The sequence below is a fragment of the Kitasatospora acidiphila genome (assembly GCF_006636205.1).
In the GTDB taxonomy this organism is placed as follows: domain Bacteria; phylum Actinomycetota; class Actinomycetes; order Streptomycetales; family Streptomycetaceae; genus Kitasatospora; species Kitasatospora acidiphila.
Genome location: NZ_VIGB01000003.1, coordinates 3,515,839 through 3,534,292 on the forward strand (window position 1 = coordinate 3,515,839; position 18,454 = coordinate 3,534,292).

General features: G+C 73.8%; 17 protein-coding genes and 2 pseudogenes. 6 read left to right on the plus strand and 13 right to left on the minus strand.

The genetic code is table 11. The features are described 5' to 3' along the window. The first annotated feature begins 7 nt into the window (after nucleotides 1-7). Nucleotides 8-571, plus strand: a complete 564-nt coding sequence (locus E6W39_RS16445; protein WP_141634160.1) for a PPA1309 family protein — start codon at nucleotides 8-10, stop codon at nucleotides 569-571. 36 nt (nucleotides 572-607) lie between these two features. Here E6W39_RS16445 and E6W39_RS16450 read toward each other — a convergent pair. The 4 genes and pseudogenes from E6W39_RS16450 to E6W39_RS16465 all read right to left on the minus strand — a co-directional run bounded on the left by E6W39_RS16450 (nucleotide 608) and on the right by E6W39_RS16465 (nucleotide 3,812). Next, nucleotides 608-1,689: pseudogene (locus E6W39_RS16450) on the minus strand (YlbL family protein). Between the two features lie 58 nt (nucleotides 1,690-1,747). Beyond that, complete coding sequence (locus E6W39_RS16455) at nucleotides 1,748-1,936, minus strand: hypothetical protein (RefSeq protein ID WP_141634161.1); 189 nt, start codon at nucleotides 1,934-1,936, stop codon at nucleotides 1,748-1,750. Between the two features lie 205 nt (nucleotides 1,937-2,141). Next, nucleotides 2,142-2,582: a molybdenum cofactor biosynthesis protein MoaE gene (locus E6W39_RS16460; RefSeq protein WP_101382123.1), complete on the minus strand. Its 441-nt coding sequence runs from the start codon at nucleotides 2,580-2,582 to the stop codon at nucleotides 2,142-2,144. Nucleotides 2,583-2,663: 81 nt separating this feature from the next. Beyond that, nucleotides 2,664-3,812: an NAD-dependent epimerase/dehydratase family protein gene (locus E6W39_RS16465; RefSeq protein ID WP_141634162.1), complete on the minus strand. Its 1,149-nt coding sequence runs from the start codon at nucleotides 3,810-3,812 to the stop codon at nucleotides 2,664-2,666. Nucleotides 3,813-3,984: 172 nt separating this feature from the next. On the opposite strand from E6W39_RS16465, the gene E6W39_RS16470 reads away from it, so the two are divergent. Both E6W39_RS16470 and E6W39_RS16475 read left to right on the plus strand, forming a co-directional pair. Continuing rightward, complete coding sequence (locus tag E6W39_RS16470) at nucleotides 3,985-5,538, plus strand: zinc-dependent metalloprotease (RefSeq protein WP_141637777.1); 1,554 nt, start codon at nucleotides 3,985-3,987, stop codon at nucleotides 5,536-5,538. Beyond that, nucleotides 5,535-6,107: an NUDIX hydrolase gene (locus tag E6W39_RS16475; protein ID WP_101382121.1), complete on the plus strand. Its 573-nt coding sequence runs from the start codon at nucleotides 5,535-5,537 to the stop codon at nucleotides 6,105-6,107. Before E6W39_RS16470 ends, E6W39_RS16475 begins: the two co-directional genes overlap by 4 nt. Nucleotides 6,108-6,190: 83 nt before the next feature. Here the strand turns inward: E6W39_RS16475 and E6W39_RS16480 are convergent, their stop codons facing one another. Continuing rightward, nucleotides 6,191-6,904, minus strand: coding sequence for a M48 metallopeptidase family protein (locus E6W39_RS16480; protein ID WP_141634163.1), 714 nt, complete (start codon nucleotides 6,902-6,904; stop codon nucleotides 6,191-6,193). 201 nt (nucleotides 6,905-7,105) lie between these two features. On the opposite strand from E6W39_RS16480, the gene E6W39_RS16485 reads away from it, so the two are divergent. Together E6W39_RS16485 and E6W39_RS16490 are read left to right on the plus strand one after the other, a co-directional pair. After that, nucleotides 7,106-8,188 (plus strand): ThiF family adenylyltransferase, encoded by a 1,083-nt coding sequence (locus E6W39_RS16485; protein ID WP_141634164.1) that lies wholly within the window; start codon nucleotides 7,106-7,108, stop codon nucleotides 8,186-8,188. A gap of 280 nt (nucleotides 8,189-8,468) precedes the next feature. Next, complete coding sequence (locus E6W39_RS16490; protein ID WP_141634165.1) at nucleotides 8,469-9,803, plus strand: ABC1 kinase family protein; 1,335 nt, start codon at nucleotides 8,469-8,471, stop codon at nucleotides 9,801-9,803. Between the two features lie 181 nt (nucleotides 9,804-9,984). Here the strand turns inward: E6W39_RS16490 and E6W39_RS16495 are convergent, their stop codons facing one another. The 4 genes from E6W39_RS16495 to E6W39_RS16510 all read right to left on the minus strand — a co-directional run bounded on the left by E6W39_RS16495 (nucleotide 9,985) and on the right by E6W39_RS16510 (nucleotide 13,787). Further along, the gene (locus E6W39_RS16495; RefSeq protein ID WP_101385244.1) at nucleotides 9,985-10,227 is read right to left on the minus strand and encodes a hypothetical protein; all 243 of its coding nucleotides are present in this window, start codon (nucleotides 10,225-10,227) and stop codon (nucleotides 9,985-9,987) included. 146 nt (nucleotides 10,228-10,373) lie between these two features. Continuing rightward, nucleotides 10,374-10,664: a WhiB family transcriptional regulator gene (locus tag E6W39_RS16500; protein WP_323809155.1), complete on the minus strand. Its 291-nt coding sequence runs from the start codon at nucleotides 10,662-10,664 to the stop codon at nucleotides 10,374-10,376. A 247-nt stretch (nucleotides 10,665-10,911) separates the two neighbouring features. Beyond that, the gene (locus E6W39_RS16505; protein WP_141634167.1) at nucleotides 10,912-11,277 is read right to left on the minus strand and encodes a hypothetical protein; all 366 of its coding nucleotides are present in this window, start codon (nucleotides 11,275-11,277) and stop codon (nucleotides 10,912-10,914) included. Nucleotides 11,278-11,519: 242 nt separating this feature from the next. Further along, entirely contained in the window at nucleotides 11,520-13,787 is a 2,268-nt protein-coding gene (locus E6W39_RS16510) for an ATP-dependent DNA helicase UvrD2 (protein ID WP_228718678.1), read from the minus strand. A 249-nt stretch (nucleotides 13,788-14,036) separates the two neighbouring features. Here E6W39_RS16510 and E6W39_RS16515 point away from each other — a divergent pair, with 249 nt between their 5' ends. After that, on the plus strand, nucleotides 14,037-14,291 hold the full coding sequence (locus tag E6W39_RS16515; protein ID WP_101382114.1) for a mycoredoxin: 255 nt from the start codon (nucleotides 14,037-14,039) through the stop codon (nucleotides 14,289-14,291). Between the two features lie 38 nt (nucleotides 14,292-14,329). Here the strand turns inward: E6W39_RS16515 and E6W39_RS16520 are convergent, their stop codons facing one another. The 4 genes and pseudogenes from E6W39_RS16520 to E6W39_RS16535 all read right to left on the minus strand — a co-directional run bounded on the left by E6W39_RS16520 (nucleotide 14,330) and on the right by E6W39_RS16535 (nucleotide 18,398). Next, nucleotides 14,330-14,911, minus strand: coding sequence for a GNAT family N-acetyltransferase (locus E6W39_RS16520; RefSeq protein WP_141634169.1), 582 nt, complete (start codon nucleotides 14,909-14,911; stop codon nucleotides 14,330-14,332). Nucleotides 14,912-14,973: 62 nt separating this feature from the next. Next, nucleotides 14,974-15,765 carry a GntR family transcriptional regulator gene (locus tag E6W39_RS16525; protein WP_141634170.1) on the minus strand — a complete coding sequence of 264 codons (792 nt, stop codon included), beginning with the start codon at nucleotides 15,763-15,765 and terminating at the stop codon, nucleotides 14,974-14,976. Nucleotides 15,766-15,995: 230 nt separating this feature from the next. Then, the gene (gene nudC / locus E6W39_RS16530) at nucleotides 15,996-16,928 is read right to left on the minus strand and encodes an NAD(+) diphosphatase (RefSeq protein WP_228718185.1); all 933 of its coding nucleotides are present in this window, start codon (nucleotides 16,926-16,928) and stop codon (nucleotides 15,996-15,998) included. Between the two features lie 64 nt (nucleotides 16,929-16,992). Next, nucleotides 16,993-18,398, minus strand: a pseudogene (locus E6W39_RS16535) (dipeptidase). Nucleotides 18,399-18,454 lie beyond the last annotated feature (56 nt).

Below are 18,454 nucleotides of genomic sequence, written 5' to 3' on the forward strand. Positions count from 1 at the left end.
TTGAGCCATGTCCGATGCCAGTTTCATCCCCGACGGTTCCGGCCTGCTGCCGGCCGCCACCCCGCTCACCCGTGCCGCCCTGGAGATCGACGAGTACGTCGGCTCGCTCGGGTGGGACCGGCCCGCCCGCCTGTTCGCCCTGGTCGACAGCGCCGAGCTGCGCCGCAGCAACCCGGCGGTGGCCCGGCAGCTGGGGCTGGACGCGTCGCACGACGGCTCGCTCACCCCGGTCGAGCAGGACGAGCTGCCCGCCGGGATGGCGCTGGACGAGTTCCTCGGCACCATCGCCTGGCCGCCCGGCGTGGCCGGTTGCGCACTGGTGGTGGAGCGGCTGATGCTGCCGCCGAACGCCGAGCGGACCAAGCCGGCCGGCACCAGCGGGGCCAAGCTCAACGACTGGGTGGCGCACCACCCGGACCGCCAGGAGGTGCGGATCACCGCCGCGGTGCTGCGCGACGGCAGCAAGGAGACCGCGCTGCGGCTGCGCGAGAAGGACCTGCCCCGCGAGGTGCTGACCGGCCCCGACCTGGTGCCGGGGCTGACCCAGGCGCTACTGGCGACCTTCGCCTGACCCGGGGCCGCTCCCCCAGGCCCTAGCGCCCCGCGGTCAGTGGGCCGGGCAGGACGGCAGCGCCGCGTCCTGGCCGGCCCGCAGCTGGTCCAGTGCCTTCAGCGCGTCGCCCAGGGTGTTCACCTTGATCAGCCGCAGCCCGGCGGGGGTGTTCCGGCTCGCCTCGGCGCAGTTGTCGCCGGGGGTGAAGAAGTAGCGGGCCCCGGCGTTGCGGGCGGCGATCACCTTCATCGAGATGCCGCCGATCGGGCCCACCTTGCCGCTGTCGTCGATCGTCCCGGTGCCGGCCACGAACCGGCCGCCGGTCAGGTCGGTGGGGTGAGCTTGTCCACGATGCCGAGCGCGAACATCAGCCCGGCGCTCGGCCCGCCGACGTCCTGCAGCCCGATGTCGACCTTGAACGGGTAGCTGTGCCCGTTGGCCGGCACGATCCCGACCATCGCCCGGTCGGCGTCGGGGGCCTTGGTGGTGGTGATCGCGACCTGGGTCTGGTCGGCCGGGCTCGGGTTCACGCTGTCCTTGTCGTGCGGGACGACGGTGAAGACCACGGTGTCGCCCGGCTTGTGCGGCGAGACCAGCTTGCCCACCTGGGCGGCGTCGGTGACCTGGGTGCCGTCCACCGCGACGATCCGGTCGCCGGCGTGCAGCTTGCCGTCGCTGGGGCCGCCGGCCACCACCGAGGAGACCATCACCTCCTTGCCGACCGGGATGCCGAGCTGGGTCAACGCGGCGGTCTTGGCGCTGTCCTGCGAGTTGACGAAGTCCTCGGCGTTCTGCTGCTGCGACTGCTGCTCGGTCTGCCCCGCCGGGTAGACGGTGCTGTGCGGCACCACCAGCTGGTCGCTGCTCAGCCAGCCGACCACCACCGAGACCAGGCTGGGCTGGTAGTCGGCCCCGGTGACCTGCACCGTCGTCATGTTCAGATGACCGGAGGTCGGGTAGGTCTGGTGGCCCGAGATGGAGATCACCGGGGTGCCGGACTTGTCCTGCGCACCGAGCGTGTTGTAGGTCGGCCCCGGGCTCAGCTGGGTGTACGGGACGTGGAACACGACCGAGACGCAGAGCAGCACTATGAGCATCAGGGTGGCGGCGAGCATCGTCGCAGAGCGGCGTGGCATGCCACGACAGTACGGGACCGGGCCCGCCGTGCGCCCGCCGGGTCAGCGGGCTCCCGGGTCAGCTGCCCTGGCGGTCCGCAACCTGGTGGCTGCCGGTGCTGCGCTCCATCGCGGCCAGGAACCGCTGGTGCTCGGCGAGCGAGGCGCCGTCACCGGTGGCCCGCGGCGGCCGCGCGGCCCAGGCCGCCCAGAGCAGCGCCAGTACCCCCGCACCGACGGGGATCCCCAACCAGGCCAGCGCTCCCATGTCCGTCCTCCCAGCTCCGTCGTGCCTATCAGCACATTAACCGGCCGGACGGAGAACGGCGCTGACGCCATCCGGGTTACGGCGGTCCTGTCGCTGCCACCCGGTGGACTGATTCATCTACCCGGCTGCCGCCGAACAGGGTAGCCCGGCCGGGCCAGGCGCCCGCCCGGCGCGGGACGGGCGCCCCGGTGGCCGCCCTAGCCCCTCAGCAGGAGCCCGCGCCGACCCACTCCTCCTGGCCGTCCGCGAAGATCTGGTGCTTCCAGATCGGCACCTCGTGCTTGAGGTCGTCGATCAGCCTGCGGGCCGCGGCGAAGGCCTCGCCCCGGTGCGGACAGGAGACCGCGACGATCACCGCGGCGTCGTTGATCTCCAGCCGCCCGACCCGGTGCACCGCCGCCAGCGCCCGCACCGGGAAGTCGGCTACCACCTTCTCGGCGATCCGGCGCATCTCGCGCTCGGCGGTCGGGTGGCAGCTGTACTCCAGCGCGGTCACCGACTTGCCGCCGTCGTGGTCGCGGACCGTCCCGACGAAGACCGTGGTGCCGCCGGCCGCGTCGTCGCCGACCGCCGCGTAGACCTCGTCGAGGGAGAGCGGCGTCTCACGGATCGCCAGCAGGCGGATGGGGTCGTGGTTCTCGGACATACTCCTCCTGATTTTCTCCTAGGCATCATGGTCCACCGGCGGCCCGACCCGGCAACTGTCGGACCGCACAACCGACCGGGCTCAGTAGCGGCGCCGCTTGCGGGCCCGGCGCACCAGCGCGGCCGTGCCGACCAGGGCCACCGTGGCACCGGCCGCACCCAGGCTGGTGGCCGCCTCCTTGCCGCCGAGCCGCCGCCCGGCCACCGCGTGCCGGCCCGCGACCTGGGCCAGCAGCTCGGCCAGTACCTCCTCGTTGCCGTACTGCGGCCGCCAGCCGGCCTCGTGCAGCCGGCTGCCGGAGACCACCCACGGGTACATGGTGTACGCCAGGTCGCCGGCCGGCGCCGGGGTCAGGCCCAGGCGGTGCAGCCGGGCCGCGGTGCCCAGGGCCAGCGAGGCGGGCAGCTCCATCCGGCGGATCCCGGACAGCGCCTCCACCTCCTCCTGCTCCAGCCAGCCGTCGCAGCCGACCGTCACCTCGCCCTCGACCAGGCCGAGCGCCGCGTACTCCAGCGCGGCCGCCAGATCGTCCACGTGGCAGAACTGCCAGCACGGCCGGGAGCCGGCCACCACCAGCAGCCGGGGCGCCTCGAAGTGCCGGGTCAGCACGGTGTCGATGCCCGGCCCGACCACCACGGCCGGCCGCAGCACCGTCACCTGCAGGCCCGGGTGGGCCCGCGGTGCCCGCCGGGCCAGCCGCTCGATCTCCAGCAGGTCGCCGACCAGGCTGGCCTCCTCGGTGGCCCGCAGCTCGGAGTCCTCGGCGAGCGGCACCTCGTTGTCCGGCAGCGCGCCGTAGACCATCGCGGAGGTGCAGAGCACCACCCGCTGCACGCCGGCGGCCGCCGCGGCCGTCACCACGGTCTGGGCGCCGCGCACGTTGTAGGCGCTGCGGACCCGCGGGTCCGATTCCATGCCGAGGTCCATCGCCAGGTGGACCACCACGTCCACCCCGCGCAGCCGCTCGGCCACCGCCGGATCGCGGACGTCCAGCACCCGCCACTGCACGCCGGCGGTCTCGCCCCGGCGGTCGTCGATCGCCAGGACCTTGCGTACCCCGGGCGAGGCCACCAGCCGGGCAGCCACCCGGCCGCCCAGCACTCCCGCGGCGCCGGTGACGGCGACGGTGAGCGGTCTGCCGCCGTAGGCTGGGGGCGCGGACCCGGGCACTACCTGGGCTTCCTCGTCTCCGGTCAGCCCAGAGCGAACGTCCGAAGACGGGGAACTCACCGGCCATCCTCCACGGTTAGCTTATGTGCGTACGTACGAGTGTCACGTACCGTCCATCCTGCCCGAGGAGCGGGCCCGGCGACGCACCCGGCGCGGGCGTGCCCGCTCCGACCTGCTAGCTGCTTTCCCGCCACAGCACCCGCGCGTGACGGCCGACCAGATCGAGGACCCAGTGAGCGACCTCCCCTTCGGATTCGGTGTCCCGCCCGAGGAGCCCGAGGAGGGCAAGGACAAGGGCGGCGACAAGAACGACAAGTCCGGCGGCCAGTCCGGCGCGAACCAGCCGCAGCAGCCGCAGCCGCCGTTCGGCTTCGGCGGCGCCAACCCGTTCGGCGGGTTGTTCGGTGCCGGCGGCGCCGGCGGCCAGGGCGGTTCCGGTGACAACCCGTTCGCGGCCATGATGGGCGGCCTCAACCCGGGCGACCTGGGCGCCGCCTTCCAGCAGCTCGGCCAGATGCTGTCGTTCGACGGCGGCCCGGTGAACTGGCAGCTGGCCAAGGACATCGCCCGGCAGTCCGTGGTGGCCGAGCAGCCCGAGGGCCGCAGCAAGGACCGCTCGGTCGGCGCCGCCGAGCGCGCCGCGGTCGAGGAGGCGGTCCGGCTGGCCGAGCTCTGGCTGGACTCCGCCACCGAGTTCCCGACCTCCTCGGCCGGCGCGGTGGCATGGAGCCGGGCCGAGTGGATCGAGGCCACCCTGCCGGTCTGGCAGGAGCTGGTCGACCCGGTCGCCGAGCGGGTCGGCAACGCCATGGGCGGCGTGCTGCCCGAGGAGATGCAGGCCATGGCCGGCCCGCTGATGGGCGTGATGCGCTCGATGGGCGGCGCCATGTTCGGCACCCAGATCGGCCAGGCGCTCGGCGCGCTGGCCGCCGAGGTGCTCGGCTCCACCGACATCGGCCTGCCGCTGGCCCCGGCCGGCAAGGCGGCGCTGCTGCCGCAGAACATCGCCGAGTTCGGCGAGGGGCTGAGCGTCCCCGCCGACGAGGTGCGGCTGTACCTGGCCCTGCGCGAGGCCGCCCACCAGCGGCTGTTCACCCATGTGCCGTGGCTGCGGGCCCACCTGTTCGGCGCCGTCCACGCCTACGCCCGGGGCATCAAGGTGGACACCTCCCGGATGGAGGAGATGATGGGCCGCCTCGACCTGGAGAACCCCGAGGCCCTCCAGGAGGCGCTCTCCGGCGGCATGCTCCAGCCCGAGGACACCCCCGAGCAGAAGGCGGCGCTGGCCCGCCTGGAGACGGCGCTGGCACTGGTCGAGGGCTGGGTGGACGCGGTGGTGCACGCCGCCGCCGAGCCCCACCTGCCGCAGTCCTCGGCACTGCGCGAGACGCTGCGCCGCCGCCGGGCCACCGGCGGCCCGGCCGAGCAGACCTTCGCCACCCTGGTCGGCCTGGAGCTGCGCCCGCGCCGACTGCGCGACGCCTCCCGGCTGTGGGCCTCGCTGGCCGACGCCCGCGGCATCGAGGGCCGGGACGCCCTCTGGCAGCACCCCGACATGCTGCCCACCGCCGCCGACCTGGACGACCCGGACGGCTTCGTGCACCGGGGCGACGCCGAGCCCGGCGCGGACGGCCTGGACTTCGACGCGATCGAGCGGCTGCTCGGCGAGGCGGCCGGCGGCGGCGCGGAGCCGGGCAAGACGGGCCTGACGGATCAGCCGCAGACGGATCAGACGGATCAGGGCGAGCAGGACCAGGACGAGAAGAAGGACGGCCCCGAGGCATGACGCACGCCGACGCCGTCCGGGTGCTCGACGCCTGGGCGCCCGCCGATGCCGCGCAGGAGGGGCTCCGCCGGGACTACCTGGCGCACCTGGCGGCCCATCAGGACGGGCTGTACAAGTCCTGCCTGCCCGCACACATCACCGCCAGCGCGCTGGTGGTGGACCCGGCGGCCGGCCGGGTGCTGCTGACCCTCCATCCGAAGGTCGGACTCTGGCTGCAGATGGGCGGCCACTGCGAGCCGGCGGACGCCACCCTGGGGGCCGCCGCACTGCGCGAGGCCACCGAGGAGTCCGGGATCGCGGGGCTGGCGCTGCTCTCCGCCGACGGCACGCCCGGCGGGCGGCCGGTGCCGGTCCAGCTGGACCGGCACGAGGTGCACTGCACCGGCAAGGACCGCCCGGCCAACACCCATCTGGACGTGCAGTACCTGGCGCTGGCCCCGGCCGGGGCTCGGGAGCTGATCAGCGAGGAGTCGCTGGACCTGCGCTGGTTCGGCTGGGACGAGCTGCCCGAGCTGACCGACGACTCGGTGCGGCGGCTGGTCGGGCTGGCCCGTGAGCTGATCGGCTGACGGCGCCTGGGACGGTGGTGTGCGGCTGCTCGGGCTTGCGCGGCAGGTCACGCCTGTAGGACTGGTGGCGCCTGTGCGGTTGCTCAGCCGCACACCTCGGGCTCGCCCGTGCCACGGGCCCCCGGGATGTGCGGCAGCCGCGCGGCGGAGGCCACCCCCTCCAGATAGCCTCGGGCCCGCTCGGTGCGCGGATAGGCCTCCAGCAGGGCCCAGAAGTTCGGGCCGTGGTCCGGCACCAGCAGATGGGCCAGCTCGTGCAGCAGCACGTAGTCGAGCACGTATCCCGGCATGCCCTGGAGCCGGTGGGAGAGCCTGATGGAGCGTTCGCTGGGGGTGCAGGAGCCCCAGCGGGAGTTCTGGTTGGTGACCCAGCGGACCTGGTCGGGGCGGGCCCGGCCGTCGAGGTAGTCGACCGACAGCCGCTCGGCGCGCTCGGCCAGGGCGTCGTCACCGAGGGCTCGGCGGCTCTCCTGGGCGGCCAGCCGGTCGAGCATCTGGGCCACCCAGCGCTGCTCCTCGGCCACCGACATCCTTGCCGGGATCAGCACGATCGTGCGGTCGCCCTCGCGGTAGGCGGAGACGGTGCGGCTGCGGCGGGCGCTGCGGCGGACCTCGACCTGGCCGTGCTGGCCGGGGGGCTGCGGCGGCGGGGCCTGTGCGGGGGCGGCTCCTCTCCCGTCGCCGGGGGCGCCGGCCGCCCGCGCGAACCGGGCGTCGCGACCCGTGACCCGGCAGCTGCCCGGGCACGCCGAGGCGACGCCGAGGGCTTGGAGTCCCGTTCGGCTGCCATGGCACACGACGTTACCGGCTGTCTGTGACAGAAGTCCGGTGCCTCGGCCGAATTCTTCGACCCAATCGACCGGAAAGTACCGCCTTGGCCCGCGCCTCCGGTCGGATCATCATCCCCAGCCTGTGGATAACGCGCTTGGTGGACGGACGGAATCGGAGCAGGATGATCTCACCGAGTGAAGTCGACCGATTCCGGAGCGGAGTGTCCGATGCGTCCCGTGCTCAAGTCCGCGCTCTCCCGCACCTGGCGTGACCAGGAGACCTTGCAGTTCGGCACGCTTCCCGACCGGGCCCAGCTGGTCTCCCGGGCCGATGAGCGATTCTGCGCCTTCCTGGCGCTGCTCGACGGGGAGCGTGATGCCGCCGCCGTCACCGCCGCCGCGCGCGATCTCGGGCTGGAGCCCTCCGCAGTCGAACAGACCCTGCACTCGCTGGCCGAGACCGGCCTGCTCGACGACGCGGGCGCGGTCGATCGGGCGCTGGCCGGGCTGCCGCCGAGCCGACGGGACCAGCTCGGGCCCGATCTGGCCTCGCTCTCGCTGCTCCACCCCGGGCCGGGGCAGGGCGCGGGGGTGCTGGGGCGGCGGTCCGGGCGGCGGGTCGAGGTGCGCGGCGCCGGGCGGGTCGGGGCCGCGCTGGCGACCACCCTGGCGGCGGCCGGGGTCGGCTCGGTCGAGGTGCTGGACGAGGGCCGGGTGGCCGCCGGGGACTGCGCGCCCGGCGGGTTGACGGTCCGTGAGATCGGTCGACCGCGGGCCACCGCGGCGCGCGAGGCGGTTCAGCGCGCCGCCGGTCGGCTGCCGGCGCCCGAGGGCCCGGCCGGGCTCGCGGGTGCCGGTCGGCCGGTCCCCGATCTGGTGGTGTTCGCGCCGCGGGACGGCAGCGGGGCGTTCGCCGGCAGCGCGGCCGCCGCCCGGGAGCTGATGCGGGCCGGCATCCCGCACCTGTACGTCGGGGTGGTGGAGCATCTGGGGGTGGTCGGCCCCCTGGTGCTGCCCGGTGCCTCCGCCTGCGGCGGCTGCCTGGTGCTCAGTCGCACCGATCAGGATTCCGGCTGGCCCCGGCTGCTGTCCCAGCTCGCCGCCGAGGGGCCGGGGCGGGCCAGGGAGCCCGCCTGTGACGGCGCGTTGGCCACTGCGGTGGCCGGGCTCGCCGCCCTGCACGCGCTGCTGCTGTTCGACGGGGAGCGGCCGCCCAGTATCGACGGCTGGTGCGAGATCTCGGCGGCGGACGGCATGGCCCGCCGGCTGCGGCTCTCCCCGCATCTGGAGTGCGGCTGCTTCTGGCCCTGACGGGCCGGGCCCTGCCGACGGGGGCGGGCGCGGTCGATCAGGTGCCGGCCGGGCTGCCGCCGAGCCGGCGGGACCAGCTCGCGCCCGATCGTCCGACCCTGACCGGCCGAGCCCTGCGGAGGCGGCGCCGGCGGGTGCGGTCGGCGCGGGCCGGGCCCTGGCCGAGCCGCCGGAGGGAACGGGCACAATGGCCTAGTGACCGCCGTCCCCGGTCATCGGCGGCCCCGCGAGGAGCCGCCAACGGCAGGCCCGCACAGGGTGGCAGGATTGGGAGGCCCGGGTGAGCGATCTTCCGCGCAAGGCTATGACCCGCACCGCACGGCTCGCCGCCCTGCCCTTGGGGATCGCGGGGCGGGCCACCCTGGGCCTGGGCAAGCGGATCGGCGGACGCTCCGCGGAGGCCGTCACCGCCGAGCTCCAGCAGGCCACCGCCGACCAGCTCTTCAAGGTCCTCGGGGAGCTCAAGGGCGGGGCGATGAAGTTCGGGCAGGTGCTGTCGGTCTTCGAGGCCGCCCTGCCGGAGGAGGTCGCGGGCCCCTACCGGGCCGCCCTGACGAAGCTTCAGGACGCCGCGCCGCCGATGCCCGCCGCCCGGGTGCACGCCGCGCTGGCCGAGCGCATGGGCAAGGACTGGCGGGCCAACTTCCGCAGCTTCGACGACCGGCCGGCCGCTGCGGCCTCGATCGGCCAGGTGCACAAGGCGGTCTGGCAGGACGGCCGCACGGTTGCGGTCAAGGTGCAGTATCCGGGGGCGGGCGAGGCGTTGCTCTCCGATCTGGGCCAACTCAGCCGAGTGGCCTGGCTGGTCGGGCCGCTGATCCCGGGGCTGGACATCAAGCCGCTGATCAGCGAGCTGCGGGAGCGGGTCACCGAGGAACTGGACTACGCCCTGGAGGCCGAGGCCCAGCAGGTGCACGCCGACGAGTTCGCCACCGACCCGGACATCGTGGTGCCCGCCGTGGTGGCCCAGGCCGACCAGGTGCTGGTCACCGAGTGGCTGGACGGCACCCCGCTGGCCGAGGTGATTTCGGGAGGCAGCCAGATCGAGCGCGACCGGGCCGGGCAGCTGCTGGCCCGCTTCCTGTTCGCCGGTCCGGCCCGCACCGGGCTGCTGCACGCCGATCCGCACCCCGGCAACTTCCGGCTGCTGAAGAACGACGGGCCCGCCGAGAACTGGCGCCTCGGGGTGCTGGACTTCGGCACGGTGGACCGGCTGCCCGGCGGACTGCCCCGGCCGATCGGCGACTCGCTGCGGATGGCGCTGGCCGGCGACGCGGTGGGGGTGCTGGAGATGCTGCGCGCCGAGGGCTTCGTCAAGCCCACCATCGAGCTGGACCCGGACGCGGTGCTCGACTACCTGCGCCCGATCATCGAGCCGGCCGCGGTGGAGCACTTCCACTTCACCCGGGCCTGGATGCGCGCCCAGGCCGCCCGGATCGCCGACCCCCGCTCGCCCGCCTCCAACCTCGGCAAGCAGCTCAACCTGCCGCCGGACTACCTGCTGATCCACCGGGTCACGCTGAGCACCATCGGGGTGCTCTGCCAGCTCGGCGCCCAGGCACCGTTCCGGGCCGAGATGCTGGACTGGCTGCCCGGCTTCGCCGAGCTGGACTGAGCACGGCAACCACCAGGCGGTCGGGCGCTCCAGGACCGCGCCCGCCCGGTGGTTCCTGACCGGCCGCGCCCAGCCGCATGCGGCCCGATTGCGGTCCGGACGCGCCGATGCCCCGGCCACCCCCTCCGGCGGGGTGGTCGGGGCATCGGCGCGTCCGAGGCTACGAACGGCTGACGGGTGCTCAGAGCACCGCGCTGGCCAGCGCCTTGCGGGCCCGCAGCGAGGCGCGCTCCGCCTTGCGGCGCAGCCGTGCCACCCGCTGCGCCGTCAGCGCCAGGCGTTGGTCCTCGGCCTCGTGGAGGCGTTCTTGCATATGGGCACGGGCCAGGTTTTCCTGCAGTAGATGCATCTCAAGGGTCCTGTTCTGGAACGAGAGTTCGTTGGTCTGCTCGGCGCGGGCACTCGGCCCTGCGGTGATCGCCATGTCGTGGTCCTGCTCGTGGTGCGTCGTCGGGTAGGTGGTCTGGGTCGCGGCATCGGCCTGGGCAAGGGCCGTGCGCACGGAGTGGCGCAGTGCGCCGTCCGCCGGGGGGCATTCCCGGTGGACTACCGCTGCTCCGAGCCCGGGGTTCATGCCATGACCTCGTTCTTGCGCGGACGGCCGCGGGGCCGCTTGCGGGCTACCACGACGCCCTGGACGAAGAGCTCGCCACCCCAGACGCCCCACGGCTCACGCCGGTCGAGGGCGCCGGCCAGACAGGCCTCCTTGACCGGGCAGGTGCCACAGAGGGACTTGGCGTACTCCACGTCGGCCGGGGTCTCGGCGAAGAAGACCTCGGGGTCGAACGCGCGGCAGGGGATGGTGGCGCCGAGGGCGTCGGCTTCGTCGATCGAGGTGAGCTGCATGAGAGAGCCTTCCAGAGGAGGGGGAGGTACGAGCGGAGCCGTGGTCGGCGTTGTCGGCGGTACGGACGGGAGGGCGGTGTGATGACCGTGGACACTGGTGGCGTCTTCCTCGTCTTGATTCGGTTCCGGTCCAGCTGACTGGTCGGGCTGGGCCGGAGGCCCCGAGGGGCCTGGGTTGGTCGGTCGTACCGGACAAACAGAAGGGCCGCGGATCCCGGTTGACGGGTTCCGCGGCCCTGGAAAAGTGCCGACCTGAGGGTGCTCAGGTTCGCTCTCTCCAGGGTTCAGGCCCGCGGAAGGCCCGGATCCGGGCGGCTTCGGCGCCGATAAAGGCGGCCTTGGCCTGGTTGATCAGCTGCTCATCCTGCTGCTCGGCTACGGCACCGATGACCTGCAGATAGGCGCCATGCTTGGCCGCCGCATCCACCGCCTTCGGTGCCTCGGTCGGTCGTCCGCCACGCATGCCGCGCGAGCAGTCGACGGAACCCGCGGCCCAGCCGAGGGACAGACCGGTACCGACACTCAGACCGAGGGAACCGGCAACCAGCGAGACTCCACCCGCGACAGCGGTGGTGGAGGGACGCAGGGAAGCGGCAACAACGGTCTGGCCAGTCAGTTTGGTGATCATCTGGTTCGTTCCCACTGTGCTCGCCTCCTCTCGGCGTCTCGCGGTGCCCAGTCCCCCGGGCTCCGGTGTTCGGATGTCTGTCGGTCCAGCTGCCCCGCCGTGGCGGGGATGGTGCAGGGTGGTGCAGTTCGTGGCATGGTGCAGCAGGGGAAAGCCTGGTCAGGACAGGTCCCGAGTGGCTTCGCGGTCGCGTCCCCTTGACCGCTCCGGCAGGCTATTGCGCTTCACGCACAGCGCGCAAACTATTTTTCCGGCGAGTTTCCGGACTCATCCTCAGTGAGGTCTGCATCGACCTCCGCCGAGGGGTCGTCCGACTCAGCGGCCCGCTCCACCTCGGGGTCCTCCCCCGCACACAACGACAGCACGTCCGCCCCGTACTTGTCCAGCTTGAGGGCGCCGACCCCGGAGATCCGGGACAGTTCCGCGACATTCGAGGGCGTGTCCTCGGCGATCGCCATCAGGGTGGCGTCAGTGAAGATCACATAGGCCGGCACCGCCTGCTCCTTGGCCCGGCGGGACCGCCACTCGCGCAGCCGTTCGTAGAGGCCCTCGTCCATGGCCGACGGGCAGTCCTCACAGCGGCGCAGCTTGCGCTCCACCGCCTCGGTCAGCGTGCGCCCGCAGACCCGGCACTTGACCGGCCCGCGAGGCGCGCGCCGGCCCGCGGAGCGCTCCGCCCCGCCCTCCGCGCCGCCACGCCCGCCGGCGCGCCCGGCACCGGCGGCGGATCCCGGGCGCAGCCCGTCCAGGAACCGGCTGGGCTTGCGGCTCGCCCGGCCGCCCGGCGAGCGGGCCAGCGCCCAGGAGAGCCCGAGGTGCGCCCGCGCCCGGGTGACCCCGACGTAGAGCAGTCGGCGCTCCTCCTCCAACTGCTCGTCGGTCTTGGCGTAGATGATCGGCAGGGTGCCCTCGGTCAGGCCGACCAGGAAGACCGCGTCCCACTCCAGGCCCTTGGCCGCGTGCAGTGAGGCCAATGTCACCCCCTCGACCGCGGGCGCGTGCTGGGCGGCGGCCCGGGCGTCCAGCTCCGCGACGTAGGCGGCGAGGTCGGCCGGCTCGCCGGCGGCGCTGCGCCCGGCCTCGAAGTCCTCGGCCAGCCGGACCAGCGCGGCCAGCGACTCCCAGCGCTCGCGCACCGCTCCGGAGCCGGCCGGCGGCACCGGGGTGAAGCCCCGGGTGGCCAGCACCGCGCGGACCTGGGCGGCCAGGTCCGGCGCGTCGGCGGTCAGCGGATCGCCGACGGCCCGCGCGGCGCCGCGCAGCAGCAGCCCGGCCTCGCGGACCTCCGGCCGCTCGAAGAACCGCTCGGCGCCCTTGAGCTGGTAGGAGATGCCGAGGTCGGCCAGCGCCTGCTCATAGACCTCGGACTGGCCGTTGGTACGGAACAGCACCGCGATCTCACTGGCCCGCACCCCTTCGGCCAGCAGCTCGCCGATCCGGCGGGCGGTGCCCTCGGCCTCGGCGGGCTCGTCCGGGTACTCGGTGTAGACCGGCTCGGGGCCGGCCGGGCGCTGCGAGACCAGCTCCAGCCGGTGCCGGGCCGCCGCCCCCCGGGCCTGGGCCAGCAGTCCGTTGGCCAGGTGCACCACCTGCGGGGTGGAGCGGTAGTCGCGGACCAGCTTGACCACCGTCGCGTCCGGATGCCTGGTGCGGAAGTTCAACAGGTAGTCGGGGGTGGCGCCGGTGAAGGAGTAGATGGTCTGGCTGGCGTCGCCGACCACGCACAGCCCGGCCCCGGCGCCGACGGCGGCCCCGGTCCACTGGTCCAGCAGCCGCTGCTGCAGCGGCGAGACGTCCTGGTACTCGTCCACCGTGAAGTGCCGGTACTGGGCCCTGACCTGCTCGGCGATCTCCGGGCGGTCCTCCAGGATGGCGGCGGTGAGCAGCAGCACGTCCTCGAAGTCGATGACGTTGCGGTCGCGCTTGGTCTGCTCGTAGGTCGCGTAGACCCGGGCGATCTCGGCCGGGTCGCGCGGGGCATCGCGGCCGGCCTTGAGCACCGCGACCGGATAGTCGTCCGGCACGATCTGGGTGACCTTGGCCCACTCGATCTCGCTGGTCAGGTCGCGCAGCTCGGTGCGCTGCACGCGCAGCCCGCTGCGGCCGGCCGCCTCCGCGACCAGCTGCACCTTGCGCTCCAGCAGCCGGGGCACCTCGCCGCCGACCGCGCGGGGCCAGAAGTACTGCAGCTGGCGCAGCGCGGCGGCGTGGAAGGTGCGGGCCTGCACGCCGTCGGCGCCGAGCTGGCGCAACCGGCCGCGCATCTCGCCGGCGGCCCGCGCGGTGAAGGTGACGGCCAGCACCTGCTGGGGTTGGAAGGCACCGGTGCGCACCCCGTAGGCGATCCGGTGGGTGATCGCCCGGGTCTTGCCGGTGCCCGCGCCGGCCAGCACGCAGACCGGCCCGTGCAGCGCGGTGGCGACCGCCCGCTGCTCGGGGTCGAGCCCGGCCAGCACGGCGTCCGGATCACCCGGGCGAGCGCCGTACCCGCCGAAGCCGCCGTCGATCATCAGCTCTTCCTGCATGGGCTCCATCCTCTCAGCCCGCCGGCTCGACCGGGCCGGACGCCGTGTCCCGGCTCTGCCCATCCTGGCAAATCGGACCGACACCGTGCGCCAGGTTGTCCACAGGTCCGAGCCGATCATCAGCCGATCCCACAACCACACCGGCTACCGGCACGGGCCCCGGGGAATCGACCGGCAGTCACGCGCGTTGACCAGACGGCAACGCCCCGTCCCGCTCACGAAGGAGCCCTCTCGATGTCCGGCAGCGTCACGATGTACAGCACCACCTGGTGCGGCTACTGCACCCGTCTCAAGGGCCAGCTGACCCGCGAGGGCATCGGCTACGACGAGATCAACATCGAGCAGGACCCGGCCTCCGCCCAGTACGTCGAGTCGGTCAACGACGGCAACCAGGTCGTCCCGACCGTCGTGGTCGTCGGCGCGACCGGTGAGAAGTCGGTCATGACCAACCCGTCGCTCGCCCAGGTGAAGAAGGCCCTCGCGGCCTGACGCCCCGTCGCGCCGCGCCCGGCCCCGCAGCACCGGGGTCAGGCGCCGCGCGCCGCCCAGGCATCACGCGACAGGCCGTAGACCGCCAGGTCGCGCGGCCCGTCGGCGAGCACCGCGCCCTGCGGGAGCACCGACTCCTGGGTGAAGCCGAGCCGCTCGGCCAGCGCCCGGCTGCGCACGTTGTCGACCACCGTGCGCAGCCCGATCCGGCGCAGCCCGAGCGGTCCGAAGCCGTGCTCGATCAGCAGCTCGGCGGCCCGGCGGACCAGCCCGCGCCCCTCGTAATCGGCGTCCACCCAGTAGCCCAGCTCGGCGGTGGCCTCCGCGCGGTCGATCCGCAGGCCGAGCGAGCCGGCCACTTGCGGCACCCCTCCCCCGTGCCCGGTGACCACGATCGCCACCGGCAGCTGGGTGCCGGCCAGCCAGTCCTGCCCGGCCTGCTCCAGGAACGCCCGGGTGCCCTCCGGCTCCGGCGCGGTCGCCGCCCACGACTCGAAGCGGGCGAACCGCGCGTTGTTGGCGGCCAGGGCCGCGTGGTAGGCGTCGGCGATCGCCGCGGTGCGCGGGACCAGCACGGCGTCCCCGCCGAGCCGGTGGTTGAAGAACATGGCGCTGTGCATGCGGGGCTCCCCTCCTGGAACGGAGGGCAACCCTAGTTCGCCGCCCTGACCAGCCGTCAAGATCAGCGCCCGGGCCGGGCGCCCAGCTGGCCGAGGCCGTAGGTCAAGCGGCAGCGGTCCGCGGAGTACCTGGTCTCGATCACCCGGACCGGGCCCCGGCGGTCATAGGTGACCCGGGTCTGCACCAGCAGCGGCACGCCCGGCCCGCCCTGGAACCACTGCGCCTCCTCCGGCCCCGGCATCCGGGCGACCAGCTGGTCCACCGCCCCGACCTCCACCCGGCCCAGCGCGGCCAGCACCGCCTCGTCGCCACCGGGCACCGGGTCGGGCTCCATCAGCGCGGTGCCGGCCGCCACCCCGGCCCGGTAGTGGCTCTCCTCGATGCTGTAGGGCTCCCGGTCCAGCAGTCGCAGCTGCCGCCGGACCACCACCGCCTCGCCGGGCTGCACCCCCAGCCGTTCGGCGACGTCCACCCGGGCCCGCACGATCAGCATCTCGAACTCGGCGCTCAGCTGCCGCCCGGCCTGCTCCGCCTCGGCCGTGTACACCTCGCTGGGCCCGGCGAGCCCGTCCCGCTGGCTGGGCAGCAGCGGCCCGAAGGCCCGGTGGTCGAGCACCGGGTGCTCGCGCAGGAAGGTGCCCTTGCCCTGCAGGCGGACCAGCAGGCCCTCGTTGACCAGCACGTCGACCGCGAGGCGCACGGTGTTGCGGGCCACGCTGTACTGCTGCTCCAGCTCGGCCTCCACCGGCAGCGCGGTGCCGCCGGGCCACTCGCCCGCCGAGATCCGGCGACGCAGATCGGCCGCCAGCCGCTGGTACTTGGGGGACGGCATGCTGCCACTGGAGATGGTCACGCTGGAAATGTAGCGAGCGATCTGACCCGCTTTCAGCTAAACCGACCATAATTGGCCATGGTTCCGGGCCGACCGGCCCGGCGGCCACTCAGCGCTACCGGGCCGGCCCGCGCGGATACCGGCGCGTCAGACGCCGTCCCGGCGTTCCGCCCGCCCCGAAGGCGGCGAAGGCGGAAAAGGCAAATAGGGGGCGTGCCCGAATGGCACACGCCCCCTACGGCTTATTTCCTCTACCAGCGCACGCTGCTCGGCAGGGGTGCGCCGTACCACTGCTCGATCAGATGACGGGCGATCGAGATCCCGCTGGGCGGCACGATCTCGCCGGACTCCCAGCCGGCCCGCAGGTCCTCGCGGGAGAACCAGCGCGCCTCGGCCAGCTCCTCCCCGTCCACGGTGATCTCGGCGCCGCCCGGCGCGACCCGCCCCACGAAGCCCAGCATCAGGCTGGCCGGGAACGGCCAGGGCTGGCTGGCCCGGTAGCTGACCTCGCCGACCCGCACCCCGGCCTCCTCGAAGACCTCGCGGGCCACCGCCTGCTCGATCGACTCGCCGGGCTCGACGAAGCCGGCCAGCGTGGACCAGCGGCCCTCCGGCCAGAGCGCGTTCCGGGCCAGCAGGCAGCGGTCCTGCTCATCGGTGATCAGCATGATCACCGCCGGGTCGGTGCGCGGGTAGTGCTCGGCCGCGCAGGAGGTGCAGCGCCGCAGGTGCCCGGCCCCGGCCTTCTCGGTCGGGTGCCCGCAGCGCGAGCAGAAGCTGTGCAGCCGGTGCCAGTGCTCCAGCGCCACCGCGTGCACCAGCAGCCCGGCGTCCCGGTCCGACAGGGTGCCGCCGACCTCGCGCAGCCCGGCCGGGCGGGCGTCGCCGTCCAGCCGGCCCGGCAGCGTCTCGCCGGCCAGCGCGAAGTAGGAGACGCCGTCGTCGTCGGTGCCAAGGAAGTAGCGGTCGCCACCCTCCGGCACCTCGAACGACGGCAGCAGGACCAGCTCGGTGCCGGTCGGGGTGTCCACCACGAAGGCCTCACCACCGGAGATCGGCAGCACCCTGGTGGTCGGGTGGCTCCAGGCGGCGGCCAGCCAGGGCTCGTCGAGCCGGTGGTGAGCGGCCCGGTCCACCCCGGCACGGGCCAGCGGCAGATCGCCGAACCGTTGGATCTCAGGCATGGTGCTCATGATGTTCCGTCCCCGTCCACAGTGTCATCAGCGTCATCATCAGCGGCAGTCGGCGTCAGTGCGCGTTCGGCCGGTACGTCTCGGCGAGGTCGGTCCACAGGTGGGCGGAGGTCTCCACGCCCTTGCGCAGCAGGTCCAGCTCGACCTTCTCGTTGATCGAGTGCCAGCCGTCGGACGGCACCGAGATGCCCAGGAACAGCACCGGGGCGCCCAGCACGTCCTGGAGGTCGGCGGCCGGCCCGAGCCGCCCTCGCGGGTGAAGAGGATCTCCTGCTCGAAGGCCCGGCCCATGGCCCGGACCACGGACTGCAGCGCCGGGTGGTCCAGCGGGGTCAGGCACGGGCGGGTGACGCTGCCGAACCTGACGGTGTGCCGGATGCCGGCCGGCAGCAGGTCCGCCACCCAGGCCTCGATGGCCCGCTCGATCCGCTCCGGGTCCTGCCCGGCGACCAGTCGGAAGGAGAGCTTGAGGTGGGCCTCGGCCGGCACGATGGTCTTGCTGCCCGGACCGGTGTAGCCGCCCCAGACGCCGTTGACCTCGGCGGTCGGACGGGCCCAGATCCGCTCCAGGGTGGTATAGCCGGCCTCGCCCTGGGCGCCGTGCGACTTGGCGGTGGCCAGCCAGCGCTGCTCGTCGAACGGCAGCTTGGCGAAGAGCTCGCGCTCCCGCTCGGTCAGCTCGATCACGCCGTCGTAGAAGCCGGGCACCGCGATCTTGCGGTCCGCGTCGTGCAGCGCGGCGGCCAGTTCGGCCGCGCTGGTCGCCGGGTTGGGCACCGCGCCGCCGAAGGAGCCGGAGTGGATGTCGCTGTCCGGCCCGAACAGGTCGATCTGGCAGTCCAGCTTGCCGCGCATGCCGGTGCAGACGGTCGGGGTGGCCGGGTCCCACATGCCGGTGTCGGAGACCAGCACCAGGTCGGCGGCCAGCCGCTCGCGCTCCCGGCGGATCAGCGCGCCGAAGTTGGGCGAGCCGGACTCCTCCTCGCCCTCGATCAGCAGCTTGAGGTTGACCGCCGGCGCGGTCCGGCCGGTGGCCGCCAGGTGCGCGCGCAGGCCCAGGGTGTGGAAGAACACCTGCCCCTTGTCGTCGGCCGCGCCGCGCGCGTACAGCCGGTTGCCGACCCGGGTCGGCTCGAACGGCTCGGTCTCCCAGCCGTCCGCCTTGGCCGCCGGCTGCACGTCGTGGTGCCCGTAGACCAGCGCGGTCGGGGCGTCGGCCGACTCGGACGGCCACTCGGCGAAGACCGCCGGCAGCCCGTCCGTCTCCCAGACCTCGACGACCGGGAACCCGGTCTCGCGCAGCTTCGCCGCCAGCCACTCGGCGGAGCGGCGGACGTCGCCGGCCCGCTCCGGATCGGCCGACACGGACGGGATGCGCAGCCAGGCGCCGAGGTCCGCCAGGAAGGCGGCCTCGTGCTGGTCGATGAAGGAGCGGACGACGCTGTCCGGGGTTTTCGTCATACGGACGACTTTAGTTGGCGCGGCCGCGCAAGTGCCGCCGCGGTCCGGCAGGCGGG

Bases quoted from the DNA above. Each gene is read 5' to 3' on its own strand.
- E6W39_RS16445 (WP_141634160.1), top strand. From the start codon at position 8: ATGTCCGATGCCAGTTTCATCCCCGACGGTTCCGGCCTGCTGCCGGCC.
- E6W39_RS16455 (WP_141634161.1), bottom strand. From the start codon at position 1,936: ATGGGAGCGCTGGCCTGGTTGGGGATCCCCGTCGGTGCGGGGGTACTG.
- E6W39_RS16460 (WP_101382123.1), bottom strand. From the start codon at position 2,582: ATGTCCGAGAACCACGACCCCATCCGCCTGCTGGCGATCCGTGAGACG.
- E6W39_RS16475 (WP_101382121.1), top strand. From the start codon at position 5,535: ATGACGCACGCCGACGCCGTCCGGGTGCTCGACGCCTGGGCGCCCGCC.
- E6W39_RS16485 (WP_141634164.1), top strand. From the start codon at position 7,106: ATGCGTCCCGTGCTCAAGTCCGCGCTCTCCCGCACCTGGCGTGACCAG.
- E6W39_RS16495 (WP_101385244.1), bottom strand. From the start codon at position 10,227: ATGGCGATCACCGCAGGGCCGAGTGCCCGCGCCGAGCAGACCAACGAA.
- E6W39_RS16505 (WP_141634167.1), bottom strand. From the start codon at position 11,277: ATGATCACCAAACTGACTGGCCAGACCGTTGTTGCCGCTTCCCTGCGT.
- E6W39_RS16510 (WP_228718678.1), bottom strand. From the start codon at position 13,787: ATGATCGACGGCGGCTTCGGCGGGTACGGCGCTCGCCCGGGTGATCCG.
- E6W39_RS16515 (WP_101382114.1), top strand. From the start codon at position 14,037: ATGTCCGGCAGCGTCACGATGTACAGCACCACCTGGTGCGGCTACTGC.
- E6W39_RS16520 (WP_141634169.1), bottom strand. From the start codon at position 14,911: ATGCACAGCGCCATGTTCTTCAACCACCGGCTCGGCGGGGACGCCGTG.
- nudC (WP_228718185.1), bottom strand. From the start codon at position 16,928: ATGCCTGAGATCCAACGGTTCGGCGATCTGCCGCTGGCCCGTGCCGGG.